The organism is Micromonospora sp. WMMD812, from assembly GCF_027497215.1.
Taxonomy (GTDB): domain Bacteria; phylum Actinomycetota; class Actinomycetes; order Mycobacteriales; family Micromonosporaceae; genus Micromonospora.
Map to the genome: position 1 here is coordinate 1,129,671 of NZ_CP114904.1, position 19,431 is coordinate 1,149,101.

General features: G+C 75.4%; 18 protein-coding genes. 6 read left to right on the forward strand and 12 right to left on the reverse strand.

The annotated features are described in order from the left end of the window. Positions 1–184 precede the first annotated feature (184 nt). Complete coding sequence (locus tag O7603_RS05145) at positions 185–835, forward strand: LysE family translocator (RefSeq protein ID WP_281574530.1); 651 nt, start codon at positions 185–187, stop codon at positions 833–835. A gap of 112 nt (positions 836–947) precedes the next feature. Here O7603_RS05145 and O7603_RS05150 read toward each other — a convergent pair whose 3' ends face one another. The 3 genes from O7603_RS05150 to O7603_RS05160 are packed head-to-tail and all read right to left on the reverse strand — an operon-like array spanning position 948 to position 3,799. Continuing rightward, positions 948–1,772 carry an SDR family NAD(P)-dependent oxidoreductase gene (locus O7603_RS05150; protein ID WP_281574531.1) on the reverse strand — a complete coding sequence of 275 codons (825 nt, stop codon included), beginning with the start codon at positions 1,770–1,772 and terminating at the stop codon, positions 948–950. Continuing rightward, a complete protein-coding gene (locus O7603_RS05155) occupies positions 1,769–3,091 on the reverse strand; it encodes an NAD(P)-binding domain-containing protein (RefSeq protein ID WP_281574532.1) in 1,323 nt (440 codons plus the stop codon). The genes O7603_RS05150 and O7603_RS05155 overlap by 4 nt, the downstream gene beginning before the upstream one ends. A gap of 57 nt (positions 3,092–3,148) precedes the next feature. Next, complete coding sequence (locus O7603_RS05160; RefSeq protein WP_281574533.1) at positions 3,149–3,799, reverse strand: TetR/AcrR family transcriptional regulator; 651 nt, start codon at positions 3,797–3,799, stop codon at positions 3,149–3,151. Between the two features lie 71 nt (positions 3,800–3,870). Here O7603_RS05160 and O7603_RS05165 point away from each other — a divergent pair, with 71 nt between their 5' ends. The 3 genes from O7603_RS05165 (at position 3,871) to O7603_RS05175 (ending at position 7,168) form a co-directional block, all read left to right on the forward strand. Beyond that, on the forward strand, positions 3,871–5,220 hold the full coding sequence (locus O7603_RS05165; RefSeq protein WP_281574534.1) for an MFS transporter: 1,350 nt from the start codon (positions 3,871–3,873) through the stop codon (positions 5,218–5,220). A 21-nt stretch (positions 5,221–5,241) separates the two neighbouring features. Next, positions 5,242–6,414, forward strand: a complete 1,173-nt coding sequence (locus tag O7603_RS05170) for a hypothetical protein (RefSeq protein ID WP_281574535.1) — start codon at positions 5,242–5,244, stop codon at positions 6,412–6,414. Positions 6,415–6,577: 163 nt separating this feature from the next. Continuing rightward, complete coding sequence (locus tag O7603_RS05175; RefSeq protein ID WP_281574536.1) at positions 6,578–7,168, forward strand: pyridoxamine 5'-phosphate oxidase family protein; 591 nt, start codon at positions 6,578–6,580, stop codon at positions 7,166–7,168. Between the two features lie 22 nt (positions 7,169–7,190). On the opposite strand, the gene O7603_RS05180 is transcribed toward O7603_RS05175, so the two are convergent. Next, positions 7,191–8,666 (reverse strand): peptide MFS transporter, encoded by a 1,476-nt coding sequence (locus tag O7603_RS05180; RefSeq protein WP_281574537.1) that lies wholly within the window; start codon positions 8,664–8,666, stop codon positions 7,191–7,193. A 220-nt stretch (positions 8,667–8,886) separates the two neighbouring features. Between O7603_RS05180 and O7603_RS05185 the strand changes: the two genes are divergently transcribed. After that, positions 8,887–9,228 carry an RNA polymerase-binding protein RbpA gene (locus O7603_RS05185; RefSeq protein ID WP_007460094.1) on the forward strand — a complete coding sequence of 114 codons (342 nt, stop codon included), beginning with the start codon at positions 8,887–8,889 and terminating at the stop codon, positions 9,226–9,228. 72 nt (positions 9,229–9,300) lie between these two features. Here the strand turns inward: O7603_RS05185 and O7603_RS05190 are convergent, their stop codons facing one another. The 4 genes from O7603_RS05190 to O7603_RS05205 all read right to left on the reverse strand — a co-directional run bounded on the left by O7603_RS05190 (position 9,301) and on the right by O7603_RS05205 (position 14,029). After that, entirely contained in the window at positions 9,301–9,819 is a 519-nt protein-coding gene (locus tag O7603_RS05190) for an FxsA family protein (protein ID WP_281574538.1), read from the reverse strand. Between the two features lie 51 nt (positions 9,820–9,870). Further along, positions 9,871–10,680 carry a polyprenol monophosphomannose synthase gene (locus tag O7603_RS05195; protein ID WP_281574539.1) on the reverse strand — a complete coding sequence of 270 codons (810 nt, stop codon included), beginning with the start codon at positions 10,678–10,680 and terminating at the stop codon, positions 9,871–9,873. A gap of 34 nt (positions 10,681–10,714) precedes the next feature. Further along, positions 10,715–12,310, reverse strand: a complete 1,596-nt coding sequence (gene lnt, locus O7603_RS05200) for an apolipoprotein N-acyltransferase (RefSeq protein WP_281576606.1) — start codon at positions 12,308–12,310, stop codon at positions 10,715–10,717. Positions 12,311–12,442: 132 nt separating this feature from the next. Beyond that, a complete protein-coding gene (locus O7603_RS05205; RefSeq protein ID WP_281574540.1) occupies positions 12,443–14,029 on the reverse strand; it encodes a bifunctional NAD(P)/FAD-dependent oxidoreductase/class I SAM-dependent methyltransferase in 1,587 nt (528 codons plus the stop codon). Between the two features lie 76 nt (positions 14,030–14,105). Between O7603_RS05205 and O7603_RS05210 the strand changes: the two genes are divergently transcribed. Next, on the forward strand, positions 14,106–14,690 hold the full coding sequence (locus O7603_RS05210; protein ID WP_281574541.1) for an XRE family transcriptional regulator: 585 nt from the start codon (positions 14,106–14,108) through the stop codon (positions 14,688–14,690). 620 nt (positions 14,691–15,310) lie between these two features. Here the strand turns inward: O7603_RS05210 and O7603_RS05215 are convergent. From O7603_RS05215 to O7603_RS05230, 4 genes are read right to left on the reverse strand one after another with little or no spacing between them, the layout of a single operon-like run. Beyond that, the gene (locus O7603_RS05215) at positions 15,311–16,645 is read right to left on the reverse strand and encodes a glutamate mutase L (RefSeq protein ID WP_281574542.1); all 1,335 of its coding nucleotides are present in this window, start codon (positions 16,643–16,645) and stop codon (positions 15,311–15,313) included. Beyond that, on the reverse strand, positions 16,642–17,034 hold the full coding sequence (locus O7603_RS05220) for a hotdog domain-containing protein (protein WP_281574543.1): 393 nt from the start codon (positions 17,032–17,034) through the stop codon (positions 16,642–16,644). Before O7603_RS05220 ends, O7603_RS05215 begins: the two co-directional genes overlap by 4 nt. Continuing rightward, positions 17,031–17,792: an OAM dimerization domain-containing protein gene (locus tag O7603_RS05225; RefSeq protein ID WP_281574544.1), complete on the reverse strand. Its 762-nt coding sequence runs from the start codon at positions 17,790–17,792 to the stop codon at positions 17,031–17,033. The genes O7603_RS05220 and O7603_RS05225 overlap by 4 nt, the downstream gene beginning before the upstream one ends. Beyond that, entirely contained in the window at positions 17,789–19,408 is a 1,620-nt protein-coding gene (locus O7603_RS05230) for a lysine 5,6-aminomutase subunit alpha (RefSeq protein ID WP_281574545.1), read from the reverse strand. Before O7603_RS05230 ends, O7603_RS05225 begins: the two co-directional genes overlap by 4 nt. Between the last annotated feature and the right edge of the window lie 23 nt (positions 19,409–19,431).

Consider the following 19,431-nt stretch of genomic DNA (forward strand, 5'->3'; position numbering starts at 1 on the left):
GGACGGGCTGCGGGCCACGGGCGCGGAAACCGCGCCGCAAGGTGACCGCCGCCACACCCCACCTCGGGAGGTGTCGACGGGGAGGGCGGCTCCCCGGGGCAGGCCACGGATCACGCGGTGGCCCTCGGCCGGCGGTCCCCCGGCGCGTAGCGTCACGATCGGTGATCAACATGGGGGTGCGGTGATGGTGGGAACGGGTGCGCTGGTGGGCATCGTGCTGGTGGCGCTGGGGCTGGTGCTCACGCCCGGCCCGAACATGGTCTACCTGGTGTCGCGGTCGGTGACGCAGGGCCGGCGGGCCGGGCTGATCTCGCTGCTCGGGGTGGCCGCCGGTTTCGGCGTCTACCTCGCGGCCGCGGTGGCCGGGCTGGCCACCGTGTTCGTCCTGGTGCCGGCGCTGTACGCGGTGGTGAAGCTCGCCGGCGCGGCGTACCTGCTGTGGCTGGCCTGGCGGGCGCTGCGCCCGGGCGGGCAGTCGCCGTTCACGCCCACGCCGCTGCCGCCCGACCCGCCGCGGCGGCTGTTCACGATGGGGCTGGTCACCAACCTGCTCAACCCGAAGATCGCGATCCTCTACGTGTCGCTGCTGCCGCAGTTCGTCGACCCGCAGCGCGGCCACGTCGCCACGCAGAGCCTGCTGCTCGGCCTGACGCAGATCGCCGTGGCGCTGACGGTCAACGGCCTGATCGTGCTCAGCGCCGGCACCCTCGCCGGCTTCTTCGCCCGCCGGCCGCTCTGGCTGCGGGTACAGCGCTGGGTGATGGGTACCGTGCTGGGCGCGCTGGCGGTGCGCATCGCCGCCGACCGCTCCCGCGCCGCCGTCGCCACGCCCTGAGCGGCCTGGGGCCGACCATCGCCTGACGCCGGCACCACGGCGCGGCCGCCGTGCACGCGGGGAACGAGAGACGCGTGCCGGCCCGCGTGATCGACGGGCTGCCGCGCCGCGGTCAGCGCGCGGTGTCGTGGTGGCGGCGGATCATCCCGGCGGCCAGGGGCGCGGCGTCCAGGTCGCCGGCCGCGATGCGCGCGGCCACGGTCCGGCGTACCAGCCGGTCGGCCAGCCCGGGGGCGTGCCGGGCGAGCGCCAGCTCCAGTCGTCCCCGGGCGGTGGTGGGCACGTCCCGGGGCGCCCGGCGGGCGGTGGCCGCGCGTTGGATGGCCCGCACCACCCCCTGCACCGGCTCCGGCCGGGACACCCCCTCCAGCGACAGGCCGGCCGCGATGGTGCTGTCGTGGATCGGTGACGACACCATGCTCGGGTAGACCACGCTTACCCCGACGTGCGTGTCGACCTCGTGGCGTAGCGCGTCGGCGTAGGCGACCAGGGCGCGCTTGCTGACCCCGTACGCGGCGGCGAGCGGCAGCGGCAGCACCGCCATCCGGCTGGCCACGAAGATCACCCGGCCGCGCGCGGCGATCAGGTCGGGCAGCGCCGCGGCGGTGGTCCGCCAGGCCGCGAGCAGGTTCACCTCGAGCTGCCGGCGCACCACCTCGTCGGGCGGCAGCTCGGCCGGGGCCGGCCCGCCGACGCCGGCGTTGTTGACCAGCAGGTCCAGCCCGCCGAGCCGGTCGACGGCGTCCCGGACCACCGGTGGCACGGCCCCCGGGTCGGTCAGGTCGCAGCGGAGCACCGGAACGTCACCGTCCGGCGCGGAGTGCAGGTCGAGCCCGACGACCCGGGCTCCCGCGGCGGTCAGCGCGGCGCCCAGGTGCCGACCGAAGGTCCCGCCCGCACCGGTGACCAGGACCCGCCGGCCGGCGAGCCCGGTCACGACCGGGCCCCGGCGCGGGCTCGGCGGGCGCCGGCGGTCAACTCCCGGCCCAGCTGCGCGAGGTACGCGTCGAAGTCGACCCGCATCGCCGGCCGGCGCTGCCCCCAGCGGGTGGTCGCGGCCCGCAACTCGGCCCGGCAGGCAGCCCGCTGGGCGGCCGGGTCGGGCAGGGCGTACCGGCCGGCGAGGTGCGCGGCGACGAGCCGGGCCTGCGCCTCGACCAGGGGGAACGCCGCGCCGGTGGACTGCATCAGGCCGACGAACATCAGGCCCGGGGCGTCGGTGTGGAACACGTGCCGGTACAGCGGCAGGGCCTCCGCGCCGTCGCCGAGCAGCTCCGGGTCGAGGAACGGGATCTCCACCCGGTAGCCGGTGCACCAGACGACCAGGTCGACCTCGTCGCGGCGACCGTCGGTGAACTCCACCCACCGGCCGTCGAAGCCGGCGATGCCGGGGCGGGCCTCGATGTCGCCGTGGGTCAGCCGGGACAGCAGGCCGTCGGAGAGCGTCGGATGGTCCTGGAGGAACCCGTGGGCCGGCGCGGGCAGGCCGTACCGGGTGGGGGCGCCGAGGGTGGTGGCGAGCATCGCCTCGCTGATGCGTTGCCGCAGCCGCCACGGCAGCCGCCGGGCCAGCGCCCCGTTGAGGGTGTCCGACGGGCGGCCGAGCAGGTACTTCGGCACGACCCAGACGCCCCGGCGCAGCGAGAGCAGGGTCCGGTCGGCGGCGTACGAGGCGTCGACGGCGATGTCCATCGCCGAGTTCCCGCCGCCGACGACGAGGACCCGCCGGCCGGCGAGCTGCTCCGGGCGCCGGTAGTCGTGGCTGTGCAGCTGGTCGGCGGTGCAGGTGCCGGGGTAGGCGGGGCTCGGCGGCTTCGGCACGCGGTTGTGACCGTTGGCGACCACCACCGCGTCGACGGTGACACCGACCGTCCCGTCCGGACCGCTGGCCTGCACCGTCCAGGTGCCGTCGGCCCGGCGCGTGACCCGCTCGACGGTGTGCCGCAGCCGGACGGCGCCGCGCAGCCCGAACCGGTCCGCGTACGCCGAGAGGTAACCGGCGATCCGGGTGTGGTCGGGGTAGTCCGGCCAGTCGTCGGGCATCGGGTGGTCGGCGAACTGGGTACGCCCCCGGCTGGTGTTCAGGTGCAGGGTCCGGTACGCGGGCGAGCCGGGCGAGCCGTACACCCAGAGGCCGCCGATCTGGTCGGTGGCCTCGAAGCAGATCGCGGGCACGCCGGCGTCGGCGAGCGCCTTGAGGGTGGCCAGTCCGGCCGCTCCGGCGCCGACCACCGCCACCGTCGGCTGCGTCCCCATCCGCCCTCCCACGTAATCCAACGACTGATGGATAATCGCCGGGACGGGTGGCCCCCGTCAAGGGCCGGCGGGTCCGTACATCCGGTCCAGGAAGTGGTGGACGAAGCTGCGGAACTCCCGCTGTTCCCGCGCCGCCGCCGCGCCCGCCGCCTGGCTGGCCACCACGTGCCCGTGTACCGCCCAGACCAGACTGCGGGCGGTGATGTGCGGGGTCGGCTCGACCAGCGCGCCCGCCGACGCGGCGGCGGTGAGCAGTTCCGCCACCAGGTGGTACAGCGGCGTCGCGTACCGCTCGTCGAGGTCGGCGTGCCGGTGCGGCTCCAACCAGCGGCGCAGCCACAGCGCCGTGGTCTCCGGGCGGTCCTCCAGGAAGTCGACGAAGACGTCGACCAGGTCGTGCAGTGCGCGCCGCGCCGCCTCCGGCCCGCCGGCGAGGGCGGACCGGGCCCGCCCGGCCGCGGCTTCGAGCACCTCCCGCTCGGCGGCGAAGACCCAGGCGAAGCAGGCGTCGTAGAGCTGCGCCTTCGTACCCATGTGGTGCGAGACCGTGGCCACGTCGACGCCGGCGGCCGCGGCGACGTCCCGCAGCCCGACGGCGTCGAAGCCCCGCTGGGCGAAGAGCGCCGTGGCCACCGTGAGCACCACCTCGCGGGTCGGCCGCTTCTCGTCGCGCCGGGGTCGGCCGGGCCGACGTCGGGGGATGGTCATGGCCGCCATTCTGCTCCTAGAATCCAGCAACCGTTGGATTGGTGGGCGGCGCGCCCGGACAGGAGACGGCGATGACCGGGCTCGACCACCAGCCGACCACGATGGACGCGACCACGCTGCCCCGCCGACCCCTGGTCGGTTTCGCCGCCGGCTCGCTCGGCATGGGCGTCTGGGTGACCGTGCCCGGCCTGCTGCTGCTCTACTTCCTCACCGACATGCTGGCCGTGGCGCCGTGGCTGGCCGGTCTGGCCCTGCTGGCGCCGAAGATCGCCGACGTGCTGCTGCACCCCTGGATCGGGCACCGCTGCGACGTCGAGCAGGCCCGCCGCGGCAACCGGCAACGGTTGCTGCTGCTCGGCTGCGCCCTGCCGATCGCCTTCGCCACGCTCTTCGCGGTGCCCGGCGGGCTGACCGGCGCGCCCGCCGCCGCCTGGGTGGCGGTCGTCTTCGTCGCCGGCAACCTGCTGTTCGCCGCCTACCAGGTCCCCTACCTGGCCACCCCCGCCGACCTGCGGATCGGCTATCACGAACGCACCCGGCTGATGGCGTTCCGGATGGTCGTGCTCACCCTGGGCATCCTCCTGTCCGGGCTGCTCGCGCCCCTGATCGCCGGCGGGGACGCGGCGACCCGCGGCGGCTACCAGCGGATGGGTCTCCTGCTCGCGGCCGGGATGCTGGTCGCCATGCTGGTCGGCGTCGTCGGGATCGCCCGGCTGCGCCGGGTCGCCGCCGCGCCGGCGCCGACGCACGGCGCCGGCTGGCGGGCGCTCGGCGCGGCGCTGCGCGACCGGCAGTTCCGCTGGCTGGTCGCCGCGTACCTGGCCATGTCGACCACCACCCACCTGGTCCTCGCCGCGGTGCCCTACTACGCCGAGTACGAGCTGGGCCGCGCCGGGCTGACCACGGTGCTGGTCGGCGCGTTCGTCGCACCGGCGCTGCTGGTCACCCCGGGATGGCTGGTGGTGGCCGGGCGGATCGGCAAGCAGCGGGCGCTGCTGATCGCCCAGGGCGCGTTCGCGCTCGGCTCGCTCGTGCTCGCGCTGGGCCGACCGGCCGGTCTGCCGCTGCTGGTCGCCGCGGTGGCGGTGCTCGGCGTCGCGTTCGCCGGCATGCAGCTGCTGCCCTTCTCGATGGTGCCGGACGTGATCCGCGCCGCCGGCGCCGTCGGCGCGGGCACCTACACCGGCGTCTGGACGGCGACCGAGGCGACCGGCGCGGCGCTCGGCCCCTACCTGTACGCGGTGTGCCTGGCCGGCGGCGGGTTCGTCGCCTCGGCGGCCGGTGAGACGGTCGTCCAGCCGGACTCGGCGCTGGCCGCCGTCCGCTACGGCTTCGGCCTGCTGCCGGCCGTGCTGATGCTCGCCGCGCTGCTGCTGCAACGCCGCTACACGCTGGACCGGGCGGCCCGGGCCGGGACCTGACGTCACTAGACTTCGGCCTCGATGGACGCCCAGCCCACCCCCGCCGACACCCGACCCTGCGCCCACTGTGGACGGCCGGTGCCGCAACGCGTCGGCGCGGGCCGGCCGTTCCGGTACTGCCGGGACAACGACGGCGCCTGCCAGCGGGCGTCCCGCAACAGCCGGATGCGGCACCGCAACGCCCCCGGACTGCCCGGACAGGTGGCCCGCACCTGGGAGGCGGTGGACCGGCTCGACCAGATCGTGGAGACCCTGACCGAGGCGTTGCACGCCGAGCTGTCCCCGGTCGGGGTGGAGCGGCAGCTCGCCGAGGCCCGAGCCGAGGCCGCCACCGCCGTGGCCGCGGCGCAGACCGAACGCGACGAGGCACGCCACGACGCCGAGGACGCCACCGCGGCCGCCGCCCAGGCGCGGGAGGAGGCCCGGGCCGCCCGCACCGACCGGGACGCGGCCCGCCTGGCGGCCGACCAGGCGGCGGAGCGGGCCGGGGCCGCCGCCGACCGCGCGCGGCAGGCCGAGGCGGCCAGGGACGAGGCGCACCGGGCGGCCAGCGCCGCCGAGGCGCTGCGGGTGCAGGCCGAGCGGGACCGGGACACCGCGCGGCAGGAGCTGCGGACCGTACGGGACGAGCGGGACGCCGAGCGGCGCCGGGTGGCCGACCTCGCCGCCGAGCGGGACACCGCCCGCGCCGACGCGGACCGGACCACCCGCGCGGCCACCGAGGCCGCCGATCGGGCCGAGCGGTGGCGGGCCGAGGTGGAGGACGTGCGGCGGCAGATCGAGCAGGCCCGCACCGACACCGTCCGGGCCCGCGCCGGCGCCGCCGACGCCGTCCGCGCGCAGGAGCTGGCCGACCGGGCACGCGACCGGGCCGAGGCCGAGGCCCGCCAGGCGGACGCCGCGCGCCAGGAGGCGCTGGTGGCGGCCGGACAGCTGCGGGCCGACCTGGCCACCGCCGCCGCGCAGCGCGACGCGCTCACCGGCGAGCTGGCCGGCGCCCGCCAGGCCACCGCCGCCGCCGAGGACCGGCTCACCGAGCTGACCGCCCGGCTGCGCGCGGCCGAGGCCGACCGCGACCTGGCCCAGCAGCGGGTCGCCCAGCTCGCCGGCCAGGTCAGCGACCTGGCCGCCGCCCTGGCCCGGCTGGGGACGGGCACCGCGCCCAGCCCCGGCGTCGACGTGCCGGTGACCTGAGCGCGCTGACCCGCCTGCTACGGCGGCTTCGGCGCCCCTGACCGGTGTGCTGGCAGCGCCGCGCCGACCCGCGGACGGGCTGACCGGGCCGCGGGGTTCCGCCAGCCGGGACCGCCGGCCCTCGGGGTACCGGCGGAGACTCCGGCCGGGCGAGAATGGCCAGGTGGGAAAGACGTACGACCGCATCGACGGCCGCCTCCGGACCTTCATCGACGACCAGCCCATGTTCTTCACCGCCACCGCGCCGCTGGCCGGTGACGGCACCATCAACCTCTCGCCGAAGGGGCTGCGCGGGTCGTGGGCCGTCCTCGACGACCAGACGGTGGCCTACCTCGACTTCGCCGGCAGCAACGCCGAGACGGTCGCCCACCTGCGGGAGAACGGCCGGATCACGCTGATGTGGTGCGCGTTCCAGGGTCCGCCGAACATCGTGCGGGTGCACGGCCGCGGCGAGCCGGTCTTCCGCGACGACCCGCGCTGGCCGGACCTGCTGCGCCACTTCCCGGACATCGACACCGGCCAGCACGGGCTGCGGGCGATCATCGTGGTGCGCGCCGAGCTGATCCGCGACACCTGCGGCTACGCGGTGCCGTTCATGAGCTACGACGCCGACCGGGACCTGCACGCCAAGCGCTTCACCCGCGAGGACGACGAGTCGCTGAGCGCCTACTTCGCCAAGAAGGAGCACGTCGCGCAGAGCATCGACGGCCTGCCCGGCCTGCCGTTGCCGCTGCCGCCGACCCCGCCGGCCTGACCCACCCCGGCGGGCCGGGCGGTCAGTGGATACCGGACATCAGCGTCCGGATGTGCCGGGTGAAGAACACCGCGCCGAGGCCGAACGCCACCGACGCCAGCCCGAAGGTGAGGAAGTACGTCGGCTCCGGCCAGGTGTCGGCGAGCCGGGCGACCTGGCCGCCGATCGCGTCGCCGACCGCGGCGGCGAGGAACCACAGCCCCATCATCTGGCTGGCGTACTTCACCGGCGCCAGCCTGGTGGTGGCCGACAGGCCGACCGGGCTGAGCGACAGCTCACCGGCGACCTGGATGGCGAAGACCGCCACCAACCACCACGGGGACACCAGGTCGCCGCCGACGGCGGCCCGCGCGGCGGCGGCCATCAGCACGAACGACAGGCCGTTGAGCACCAGCCCGACGGCGAACTTGGCCGGGGTGGACACGCGGTGGCCCAGGCGCAGCCAGAGCAGCGCGAACAGGGGCGCCCCGACGATGATCAGGATCGGGTTGACCGACTGGAGCCACGACGCCGGGAACGTGAACCCGGCGACATCCCGGTCGGTGTTCTCGGCGGCGAAGATGTTCAGCACCGACCCGGCCTGGTCGTAGATCAGCCAGAACGCGGCGGCGAACACGAACAGCCACAGGTACGCCTTCATGCGGCTGCGTTCGGTGCCGCTCAACTCCCGGTCGGTCATGATCCGCGCGAAGTAGCCGACGGCGACCAGCACGGTGACCGCCGTGAGGAGGTTCACCACGGTGTTCACGGTGAACAGCCCGGCCACGGCGAGGGCGGCGATCAGGAGCAGCAGCACGATCGTCGCCACGCCGGCCCGGGTGAGCGCGCGGCGGCGGTCCGCGCCGAGCAGCGGGTCGGCCGGGCGGGCACCGGCCTCGCCGAGGCCCCGGCGGCCCAGCACGTACTGGATCACGCCGAGGGTCATGCCGACCGCCGCCGCGCCGAAGCCCAGATGCCAGTTGATCTTCTCGCCGAGGAAGCCGGTGACCAGCGGGGCGATGAACGCCCCCAGGTTGATGCCCATGTAGAAGATGGAGAACCCGGCGTCGCGGCGCGGGGAGTCCCGGTCGTACAGGCCACCGACCATGGTGGAGATGTTCGGCTTGAGCAGGCCCGTGCCGAGCACGATCAGCGCCATCCCCGCGAAGACGCTCCACCCGACCGGCACGGCCATCACGTAGTGCCCGGCCGCGATGACGACGCCGCCCCACAGCACGCTGCGCCGGGCGCCGATCAGCCGGTCGGCCACCCAGCCGCCCGGCAGCGCCATCAGGTAGACCATCGCGTTGTACGTCCCGTAGACCGCGTTGGCGGTGGACTCGTCCATGCCCTGACCGTCGTCGGCCACCGATGCGGTGAGGTAGAGCACCAGGATCGCCCGCATCCCGTAGAAGCTGAACCGCTCCCACATCTCGGTGAGGAAGAGGGTGGCGAGGGCCCGCGGATGCCCGAAGAAGGTCGTCCGACCCGCCGGTCGGCTCCGGACGTCACCGGCCATCGCAACCTCCGCTTCGTCGGGGCGGTTAACATCCCCGGTGACAACCGAATCACTCCACCGATCCGACCCGGCCGGGGGCGACCCCGCCGGGTTACCGTGATGGCCGGCTACCCTTGTTCAGGCTCGGCCGTGGGCGCCACGCGCCCTCGGGCGGGAATGGCCCGGCGGGGACGGACCGTTACACCAGAAGACCAGCACCACGAACGAGGGGAAGTCGATCATGGGCGAGCGTATGCTGCGCGGAAGCCGCCTGGGCGCGGTCAGCTACGAATCCGACCGCAACACGGAGCTCGCGCCACGCCAGACCCGCGAGTACCTGTGCGCCAAGGGCCACCAGTTCGAGGTGCCGTTCGCCGTCGACGCCGAGGTCCCGACGACCTGGGAATGCAAGTTTGACGGCAGCGTCGCCCGGCTGGTCGACGGCAACGAGCCGGAGCAGAAGAAGGCCAAGCCGCCGCGCACCCACTGGGACATGCTGCTCGAGCGGCGCTCGATCGCCGAGCTGGAGGACATCCTCGCCGAGCGGCTCCAGGAGGTCCGCACCCGCCGCGGCCGGGCCTGAGCCGCACACCGCACCGACGACACGGCGCCCCCGGGAAACGTCCCGGGGGCGCCGTCGCGTCTTCTGCCTGTCTCAGCGTTCGACGATCTCGCCCTCGATCGCCCGGCCGCCGTCGACCACCACCGGCGGCTGCTCCGTATCCGGACGAGGCGTCGGTTGCGGCGCACCGCGCCGCACCCGGACCCGGCGCGGCCCGAACAGGTCACCGGCGACCATCGACGACACCCGCCGCTCCGCGGTCCGTTGCACGCCGCCGCGGGCCAGCCGGCGCACCGGCGGCACCAGCAGCAGCAGGCCGACCAGCCCGCTGACCAGCCCCGGCACGGCGAGCAGCAGGGCGCCCAGCAGCCCCACGAGACCGTCGGTCACCTGCCGCCCCGGCGGCTGACCGGACTCGGCGGCGGCCCGGAAGCCGCGCCAGGCGCGCATTCCCTCGCGGCGCAGCAGCGCCAGCCCCAGCAGCGACGCCGCGAACACCAGCAGCACCGCCGCGCCGAACCCGACGGCCCGCCCGACCAGGACGAACACCGCCAACTCCAGCACCACCGCCACCAGCATCGCCAGTGGCACGAACCTCAGTCCTCGGCGCATCTCACCTCACCGGTAATCCCTGTCGCCCCGTCCAGCATGACACGGCCGGGCTCACGGCCACCGGACCTGACCGGTGGGGGTGCCGTGCAGGGCGCGGCGGACGGCCTGCCGCCGGTCCTGCACCGCCCAGGTGGTGATCCGCCACAGCGCCTCGGCGACGATGCGCGGGCTCATCTTGCTGTCGCCGTGCTCCCGCTCGGCGAAGGTGATCGGCACCTCCACGATCCGCATCCCCGCCCGGTGCGCCAGCCGGGACAGCTCCACCTGGAACGAGTAGCCCTGCGAGCAGACCGACGCCAGGTCGATCGCGTCCAACGCGGCGCGCCGGTAGACCCGGTAGCCGCCGGTGGCGTCGGTGACGGGCATGCCCAGGGCCAGCCGGGCGTACAGGTTGCCGCCGCGCGACAGCGCCAGCCGGTGCAGCGGCCAGTTGACCACCCGCGCGCCGCTGGTCCACCGGGAGCCGATCACCACGTCGGCGTGCCGGGCGGCGTCCAACAGGGCGGGCAGGTCCTCCGGGGCGTGCGACCCGTCGGCGTCCATCTCCACCACCGCGTCGAAGCCGCGTTCCCGCGCCCACCCGAACCCGGCCAGGTACGCCGCGCCCAGGCCCTGCTTGCCCTCCCGGTGCAGCACGTGCACCCGCGGGTCGGTGGCGGCCAGCGTGTCGGCGATCGCGCCGGTGCCGTCGGGGCTGTTGTCGTCGGCGACGAGGATCTCCACCGCCGGGGCGGCCCGCCGGACGCGCGCCACGATGTCGCTGACGTTGTCCGCCTCGTTGTAGGTGGGGATCACCACCAGCACCCGGCCGACGCCCGCGACCCCGCCGGTACGCCGTCTCGTCTCGGTCGCCTCGATCACGGTCCCCTCCGCTCCCGCCGGCGTACCGGCTGGTCTATCCGGGTCCGGGGCGCTCCCGGCGGCGCAGGGCCGCCGCGCCGACCAGGGCGGCCACGGCCAGGGCCGCCAGCGCCACCTCGGGCCAGTACCCGAGCCGGGTGGCCAGGGTGCGCCCGTCGGCCAGGCGCAGCTGCCGGACCACGACCTCACGCGTGTTGAACCCGGTGGCGTCGCTTACCCGCCCGTCCGGGGCAACGAACCCGGACACACCGACCGTGGAGGCCATCAACGCCGGCCGGCCGTGCTCGACGGCCCGCAGCCGCACCATGGCCAGCTGCTGGCGGGCCTCGGCCACGTCGAAGGTCGCGTTGTTGGTCTGCACGACGAGCAGCTGCGCGCCCCCGGTGACGGTGTCGCGCACCACCTCGTCGTACGCCACCTCGAAGCAGATCACGTCGCCCAGCACCGCCGGGCCGGTGCGCACCACGCCGGGGGCGCTGCCGGGCACGAAGTCCGCCCGGATCCGGTCGACCTGCTTGCTGACCATCCGGGCGACGTCGCGCAGCGGCACGTACTCGGCGAACGGGACGGGGTGCCGCTTGGTGTACAGCTGGTCCAGGTCGGGGCCGGTCTGCGGGCGCCACAGGATGCCGGCGTTGCGGACCTGACCGGCGCCGGGCCCGAGCAGCACCGCACCGACCAGGATCGGCGCGCCGATCGCGTCGGCGGCCTGGGAGATCCGCGCGCCGGCGGTCGGGTTGCGCAGCGGGTCGATGTCGCTGGAGTTCTCCGGCCACACCACCAGGTCGGGTCGGGCCTGCGCGCCGGCGCTGACCCGGGCGGCCAGTTCGATGGTGGCGTCCACGTGGTTGTTGAGCACGGCCTGCCGCTGGGCGTTGAAGTCCAGGCCGAGGCGCGGGACGTTGCCCTGCACGATCGCGACGGTCACCGTCGACCCGCCGCCCGCGGGGCCGGCGGGCACCAGCAGCCCCACCACGCACACCAGCACCGCGCCGGCGGTCAGCCCGGCCACCGGCCGCCACCACCGCGGCGTCCGCCACGCACCGGCGTTCCACCGCCGCCATCCGGCGGCCACCAGGAGACCGCCGGCGAGCGCGACCGCGAAGGTCACCAGCGGCGCCCCGCCGACTGCGGCCAGCCGCAGCAGGGGCGCGTCGCCCTGGCTGAACGCCAGCCGCCCCCACGGGAACCCGCCGAACGGCGTACGGTCGCGCAGCGCCTCCTGCCCTACCCACAGCACCGCGGTGAGCACCGGCCAGCTCCACCGGGCCCGGTCGGCCAGCGGCGACACCCAGGCGGTGGCGGCGCCCAGCAGCGCCAGGTAGCCGGCCTGCAGCAGCGACAACAGCACCCACGGCAGGTAGCCGGTGTGCAGGTTCGTCCAGGCCAGCAGCGGGGCGAAGAACGCCACCCCGGCCAGGAAGCCCAGGCCGGCGCCGGCCCGCAGCCGCCGCCGGTGCGCCGCCGCGGCGAGCAACGCCACGCCGACGGGCGCCAGCGGCCACACCCCGTACGGGGGGAACGCCAGCAGCAGCGCCAACCCGGCCACCACCGCCGCCGGCGCCGCCACCGTCAGGGGCAGCGGGCGGGGCGCGGCCGCGTCGCGCTCCGGCGCCGGCTCGGCGCGCATCTCGTCCCGGTCGACGGCCGTCACGGGCGGTTCACCACGATCACGGGGGTGAAGGCTACCCGGCCGGCGGCCCCGGCCGCCCGCGCCCACCCGGCGGACACGGGCGGGCCGGGCGGGCGGCCGGCAGTTCCGTCAGGCCGGGCGGCGGTGGGCGACCAGCACGGCGTCGTGGACCCTGTGCTCCTGTCCGTCCGGATTCACCGCGGTACGCGGGCGTGCCTCGGCGGCCCGCACCTCCCAGCCGGCCGGGTCCAGCTCCGCGGCGATCTCCTCGGCGGTGTACATCATCTCCGGGAAGTGCATCCGGTGGGCGCTGCTGCGCAGGTCCCGCGGGTGGTGCCCGACGATCAGCAGGGTGCCGCCGGGGGCCACCGCGTCGGCGAGCCGGGCGAACAGGGCCCGCCGCTCGTCGCCGGGCAGCTGCATGAAGTGGGCGCTCACCAGGTCGTAGCCGCCCTCGGTGGGCGGCTTCTCCCGCAGGTCGGCGTGCGTCCACTCGATCCGTTCGGCGACCTGCGCGCCGGCCGCGTCGGCGTGGGCGGCGGCGCGCTCCAGCGCGGTGGTGGAGATGTCCACGGCGGTGACCCGCCAGCCCCTCTCGGCGAGCCACACCGCGTCGGCGCCCTCGCCGCTGCCCACGTCCAGGGCCCGGCCGGGGGCCAGCCCGGCGGCCTCGGTGACCAGCTGCGCGTTGGGCCGTCCGCTCCACACCGCCGGACGGGACTGGTAGCGCTCCTCCCAGGCGGCCTCGGTGAACAGGGTGGCGCGCCGGTGCCGGTAGTCGTGGACGGCCTCGCGGGTGTCCTCCGCCACCAGGTCGGCGTTGATCGACGCACCGGCGGCCAGCCCCGCGGCTGCGGAGCTGAGCACCTGGGCGCGGACGTCGGCCACGTTGCCGGCCACCCACACGCCCGGCACGGCGGTGGCGCCGTCGGCGGCGGCGGGGTACTGGCTGCCGAAGACGTGCCCACCCATCTCCACCTGGACCGGTGTGAGGCCGAGCGGGGCCAGGACGTCCGGGCGGGCGGTGGTCCGGGTCGCCACCACGACCGCGTCGAGCTCGACCACCTCGCCGGAGGCCAGCCGGACGCCGGTGAGCGCGTCCCCGGACACCAGGAGCTCGGCGACCGGGCCGTCCACCACGGGGATCTCCCGGGCGGCGAGCTGCTCGGCCTCCTCCGCGGTCGGCTCCGGCGCGTCGTGGCGCAGCAGCACCACGTGCGGGCTCCACTGCCGCCACAGCTGCGCCTGGTGCACCCCGAGCCCGCTGGTGGCCAGCACCCCGACCCGGCGGTCGCGCACCTCCCACCCGTGGCAGTACGGGCAGTGCAGCACGTCGCGGCCCCACCGCTGGGCCAGGCCCGGGACGTCGGGCAGCTCGTCGACCAGCCCGGTGGTCACCAGCAGCCGCCGCGCCCGCACCGTGCGACCGCCGTCGAGGGTGAGGACGAAGTCCGCGCCGTCGCGGACGGCGTCGGTGACCCGGCCGGGCCGGACCTCCCCGCCGTAGCCGGCCACCTCGGCGCGCCCGGCGGCCAGCAGCTCACCGGGCGGCGTGCCCTCCCGGCCCAGGTAGTTGTGCACGTGCCCGGCCGGGGCGTTGCGCGGTTCGCCGGCGTCGACCACCAGCACCGACCGCCGCGCCCGGGACAGGGCCAGCGCCCCGGCGAGCCCGGCCGCGCCGCCCCCGACCACCACCACGTCGTATCTCTGCTCCACTGCGTCTCCCCCTCGTCGGTCCGTCGCCGACCACGCTGCACCCGACACCCGCCCGCCGACAAGTATTGTTGCCGCTATGGCAAACGATGAGGCGGCGGTGCTCGCGGCGGTCGGCCCCCGGCTGCGGGCCCTGCGCAAGCAGCGCGGCACCACCCTGAGCCAGCTCGCCGACGCCACCGGCATCTCGGTCAGCACCCTGTCGCGGCTGGAGTCCGGCGGGCGCCGCCCCACCCTGGAGCTGCTGCTGCCGCTGGCCCGCGCCCACCAGGTGCCCCTCGACGAGCTCGTCGGCGCGCCCGCCGCCGGTGACCCGCGGGTGCGGTCCCGCCCGATCGTCCACCACGGCGTCACGTTCCTGCCGTTGACGCGCCGCCCGGGCGGTCTGCAGGCGTTCAAGCAGATCCTCCCACCGGGCACCCCCACCGGTGACCTGGACCAGCAGACCCACGAGGGCTACGAGTGGCTGTACGTGCTGTCGGGCCGGGTGCGGCTGCTGCTCGGCGAGCACGACCTGATCCTGACCCCGGGCGAGGTCGCCGAGTTCGACACCCGGGTGCCGCACCGGATCCACAACCCGGGCCCGGACACCGCCGAGCTGCTCAGCCTGTTCGGGCCGCAGGGGGAACGCCTGCACGTGCGGGCCCGCCCCCGCGCCGGCTGACGGCCCCCGTTCGCGGCTCGCACGGAACCCGCCCGGGGTACGAAAATCGGGGCGCGGCTCGCGCCGCGCCCCGATGCTCCCAGGCCCTCCCCGGCCGGTGGGGCGAGGATGCGGTACGCCGACCTTCGGACCGACCGGACGCGGACTGGCTGCCCCCGCCGGGCCGTTGTCTACTGGCCGTGCACCCCACCCTGCCCGTACACCGGTAACCGCGGCCGGTTCGCGCCGCCCCGCCGACCCCCGCCCGCTGGACCTGGCCGCCGCGACGAAGTGCACCGTGTCGCTCGGCCAGCGGACGAAGGGACGAAGCGAACAACAGCCGCTTCCCGTAGTAGGACTCAAAGACGGTACGTGCTGCCCCCCGGGCGCTGTCAACCCACCCGCGACGAGTCGTCTGCGCCACATCGGCGTGTCGCGTCGGCGAGTCCCACCCGCTCCGCGTCGCCGGCCATTCAGCCGCTGTTCACCCGCCCCGACGGCCCCCGAACGACGCACGCGGGCGCGCCGACACCCGCGTCACGGCCGGCGCCGACCCGCGCCCGCGTCCGGCCCGACGCCGCGCCCCGACGATCAACCGTCCACAGTGTCCACACCGTGGCGCGGCCACGGTCGCCGCCCGGTCAGCCCCCCAGGTGGCGCGCCAGCACGTCGGCCGCCGCCCCCGGATGCTCCGCCGCGAGCAACCCACCGGCGGCCAGCACGTACTCGACGTCCACAACGGTGCGCGCGGCCCGCGGCAGCGGCCACCCGCCGGCGTAGTCGGACAGCACGGCGGTGAGCACCTGCGCCGCCTGCCCGGACGGCGCGTGCCGCAGCACCCCGCCGGAACCCACCACCAACCGCACGTCCCGCAGGTCCCGCCCCTCCCGCTCGCCGGTGGCGCCGCCGCGGGCGTGCCGGCGCACCGCCACCGTCGCCGCGAGCGCGGCGATCCGCCGGTCCACCGCCCGCTCCGCGTCCCCGGCGGGCAGGAACCCCGGCTCGGCCGCCCGCACCGCCGCCGCCTGCGCCAGATCCTCCTGCTCACCCGGCGCGAGCAGCCGCTCCTCCGCGGCGGCCCGCACCACGCCCGGCGCGCTCCACCGCATGCCCAGGTCCCCCTCGACGGTCCGCGCCCGCCACAGCGTGCCGGCCACCTCCCGACCCGGGCCGCTGTCCCGCTCGTCCGGGGTGAGCACCGAGTACACGTCGGTGGTCGCCCCACCCACGTCCACCACCGCCAGGTCCCCGCCGATCCGGTCGGCGAGCACCTCCACTCCGGTCAGCACCGCGTCGGGGGTGGCCGCCCGCACCAGCCGCGCGAACCGGCCACCCCGCGACAGCCGCTTGCCGCCGATGACGTGCCGCAGGAACACCTCCCGGATCGCCGCCCGCGCCGACGCGGGCGCGAGCACCCCGATGCGGGGCAGCACGTTGTCGGCCACCGTCACCGGCACCCCGGCCGCCGCCAGCACCCCGGCCAGGTCGTCGCGCACGTCGACGTTGCCGGCGAGCACCACCGGCACCCGCCAGCGGGCCCGGGCCAGCCGGGTCGCGTTGTGCGTCAACGTGTCGGCGTCCCCACCGTCGGTGCCGCCGACCAGCAGCACCACGTCCGGGCGGGCCGCCCGCAGCGCGGACAGCTCCACCGCGCCCAACCGGCCGGCCGCCACGTGCACCACGTTCGCGCCGGCCGACAGGCCCACCCGCCGCCCCGCCTGCGCGGTGACCAACTGCTCGTAGCCGATCACCGCCAGCCGCAACCCGCCGCCCGCCGACGAGCACACGTACCACGGCACCTCGCGGGCCGGCAGCCCGGCGGTGGCCGCCGCGACCGCCGCGTCTAGGCCGTGCAGCACGTCCGTGCCGACGGTGGTCGGCGACGACGCCGCCGCGACCAGCGCACCGTCGGTCAGGTCGACCACCGCCACCTTCGTGTACGTCGACCCGACGTCGGCGCAGACCGCGACGTTCACGCCGGCGGCGGTACGACCACCGTGCCGGTCGCGGTCACCGCCACGATCGGCGGGTCGAGGACCTCCGCGGCCGACTCCGACCGGTCCGGCCGGCCCCGGCACACCACCCGCGCCTCGAAGTCGATGGTGCGGCTGCGGCTGCCCACCCGGGTCACCGTCGCCGACACCTCCAGCACGTCCCCAGCCCGCATCGGCGCCCGGAACTGCACGTCCGAATAGGACGCGAACAGCCCCTCGTCGCCGTCGGCGCGGATGCACACCTCGGTGGCCACGTCACCGAACAACCCGAGCGCGTACGCCCCGTCGACCAGATTGCCCGCGTAGTGCGCGTGCGCGTACGGCACATACCGGCGGTGCGTCACCGTCAACCCGAGCCTCGTGTCGGTCATACTCTCGCCTTCTTCTCCGTGACCAGCGCGTGCACCAGGAAACTGGCCACCTCACCCGGGGTGGTGCCGCGACCGAAGATCCGGTCCACGCCCAACTCCTCGGCCATCGTCTCGTCGAACCGCGGCCCCCCGACGATCAGCAGCGGCCGCCGCCCGGCCGGCATCGCCTCCCGGAACGCCGCGGACATCTCCCGCGTGTTGTGCAGGTGCGCGTCGCGTTGCGTCACCACCTGCGACACCAGCACCGCGTCGGCCTTCTCCACCCGGGCCGCCTCCACCAGCTCCGGCACGCTGACCTGCGCGCCCAGGTTGGTGACCTTCAACTCCCGGTAGTACTCCAGGCCCTTCTCCCCGGCGATGCCCTTGACGTTCAGGATCGCGTCGATACCCACGGTGTGCGCGTCGGTGCCGATGCACGCCCCCACCACCGACAGCTTGCGCCGCAACCGCTGCTTCACCAGGGAGTTGACCTCCTTGGCCGACAGCAGCGGGAAGTCCCGCTCCACCACCTGCACCGCGGACAGGTCCACCAGGTGGTTCGCCCGCCCGTACACGACGAAGAACGTGTACCCGTCGCCCATCTGCTTCGCGTGCACCAGCATCGCCGGGTCGATGCCCATCTTCCCGGCCAACTGGATCGCCGCGCCCTCGGCCCGCTTGTCGTGCGGCACCGGCAGCGTGAACGACACCTGCACCATCCCGTCGCCGGTGGTGTCCCCGTACGGCCGGACGATCTTCTTCTCCGCCGCCGCCGTCACGACCGCGCCGCCTCTCCACTCGCGACCGTCGGACTCGTCAACTCGTTGCTCGCGCCCGCCCGGTCCCCCTCGAGGATCTCCGTGGCCGGGTTGAAGTAGCCGGCCTCGTGCTTCGCCACCCCGGCCAGGCCCTTGCCCCGGTCCGCGGGCCGCTTCATGATCCCGAACGTGCCCTCCGCGATCGCGGTGAGCAGCGACTGCCCGCCGATGCGCTCCAGCAGCTCCACCGCCTCACCCAGCACCCGGTTGGCCCGCTGCTGGATGAACCCGCCGGGCGCCGGCACGAAGTCCTCGCGCAGCCCACCGGCCGCGCCCAGCACGTACCGGACGTTCTGCAGCGCGATGTCCCGGTCCGACAGCCACGGCGTCACCACCGCCTCGGTCATCATCCCCACCAGCAGGATGCCCTGCCCCGTCATGGTGCCCGCCAGGTTGAAGAACCCGTCGAGCAGGTTGCCGCGGAACACGTCCCCGGTCATGTGCTTCGTCGGCGGCATCCACTTCAACGGCGCGTCCGGGAACAGCTCCCGCGCCAGCAACGCGTGCGCCAACTCCAGCCGGAACGACTCCGGCAGCTCCGGATTGATCTCGAACGCGTGCCCCAGCCCCAACTGCCAGTCCGCCAACCCCGCCTCGTGCGCGAAAAACTCGTTGAGCAGCTGCGACACGGTCACCGTGTGCGCCTCCTCCACCGCGTCGGCGGTGGTGAGGTAGTTGTCCTCCCCGGTGTTGATGATGATGCCCGCCCGGGCGTGCACCTGCCGGGAGAACCGCTGGTCGACGAACGTCCGCACCGGGTTGATGTCGCGGAACAGGATCCCGTACATCGAGTCGTTGAGCATCATGTCCAGCCGCTCCAGGCCGGCCAGCGTCGCCATCTCCGGCATGCACAGCCCCGACGCGTAGTTCGTCAGCCGCACGTACCGGCCCAGCTCCTTCGACGACACGTCCAACGCCGCCCGCATCAACCGGAAGTTCTCCTGCGTGGCGTACGTGCCGGCGAAACCCTCCCGGGTCGCCCCCTCCGGCACGTAGTCCAGCAACGACTGCCCCGTCGAACGGATCACCGCGATCACGTCCGCGCCGGCCCGCGCCGCCGCCTGCGCCTGCGGGATGTCCTCGTAGATGTCCCCGGTCGCCACGATCAGGTAGATCCACGGCCGCTGCCGCGGGTCCCCGTACCGCTGCACCAGCCGGTCCCGCTCCGCCCGCCGCCGGTCGATCGACCGGACGCCCGCGCCCACCGCCCGACGGGCCGCCTTCCGCGCCACCGTGGCCGCCTTGCCGGACGGCACCTGGAACCGCACCGACCCCGCCGCGGCCTTCTGCGCCAGCAGCGTCACATCGGTGATGTCCTCCCGAGCCAGGGCGTCGAACACCGGCGCCGCCACCCCGTGCCCCAGCCCGACGTCCGCGACCACCGCGTCGACGAGGCGGTTCACCCACGGAATGCCGTCCGGGTCCGCGCCGACCACCCCGGCCAGCCGCAGCACCGCCCGCTCCACCGACACCGTCGTGTGGCTGCGCGCCAGATCCACCACCGGCTGCCCGGCGCGGCGCGCCAACTCCCGCGCCCGCGCCACCAGCGCCGGATCCAAGTCAAGCTTGCTCGTCACGCCGTCACCCCGCTCCGCCCGGC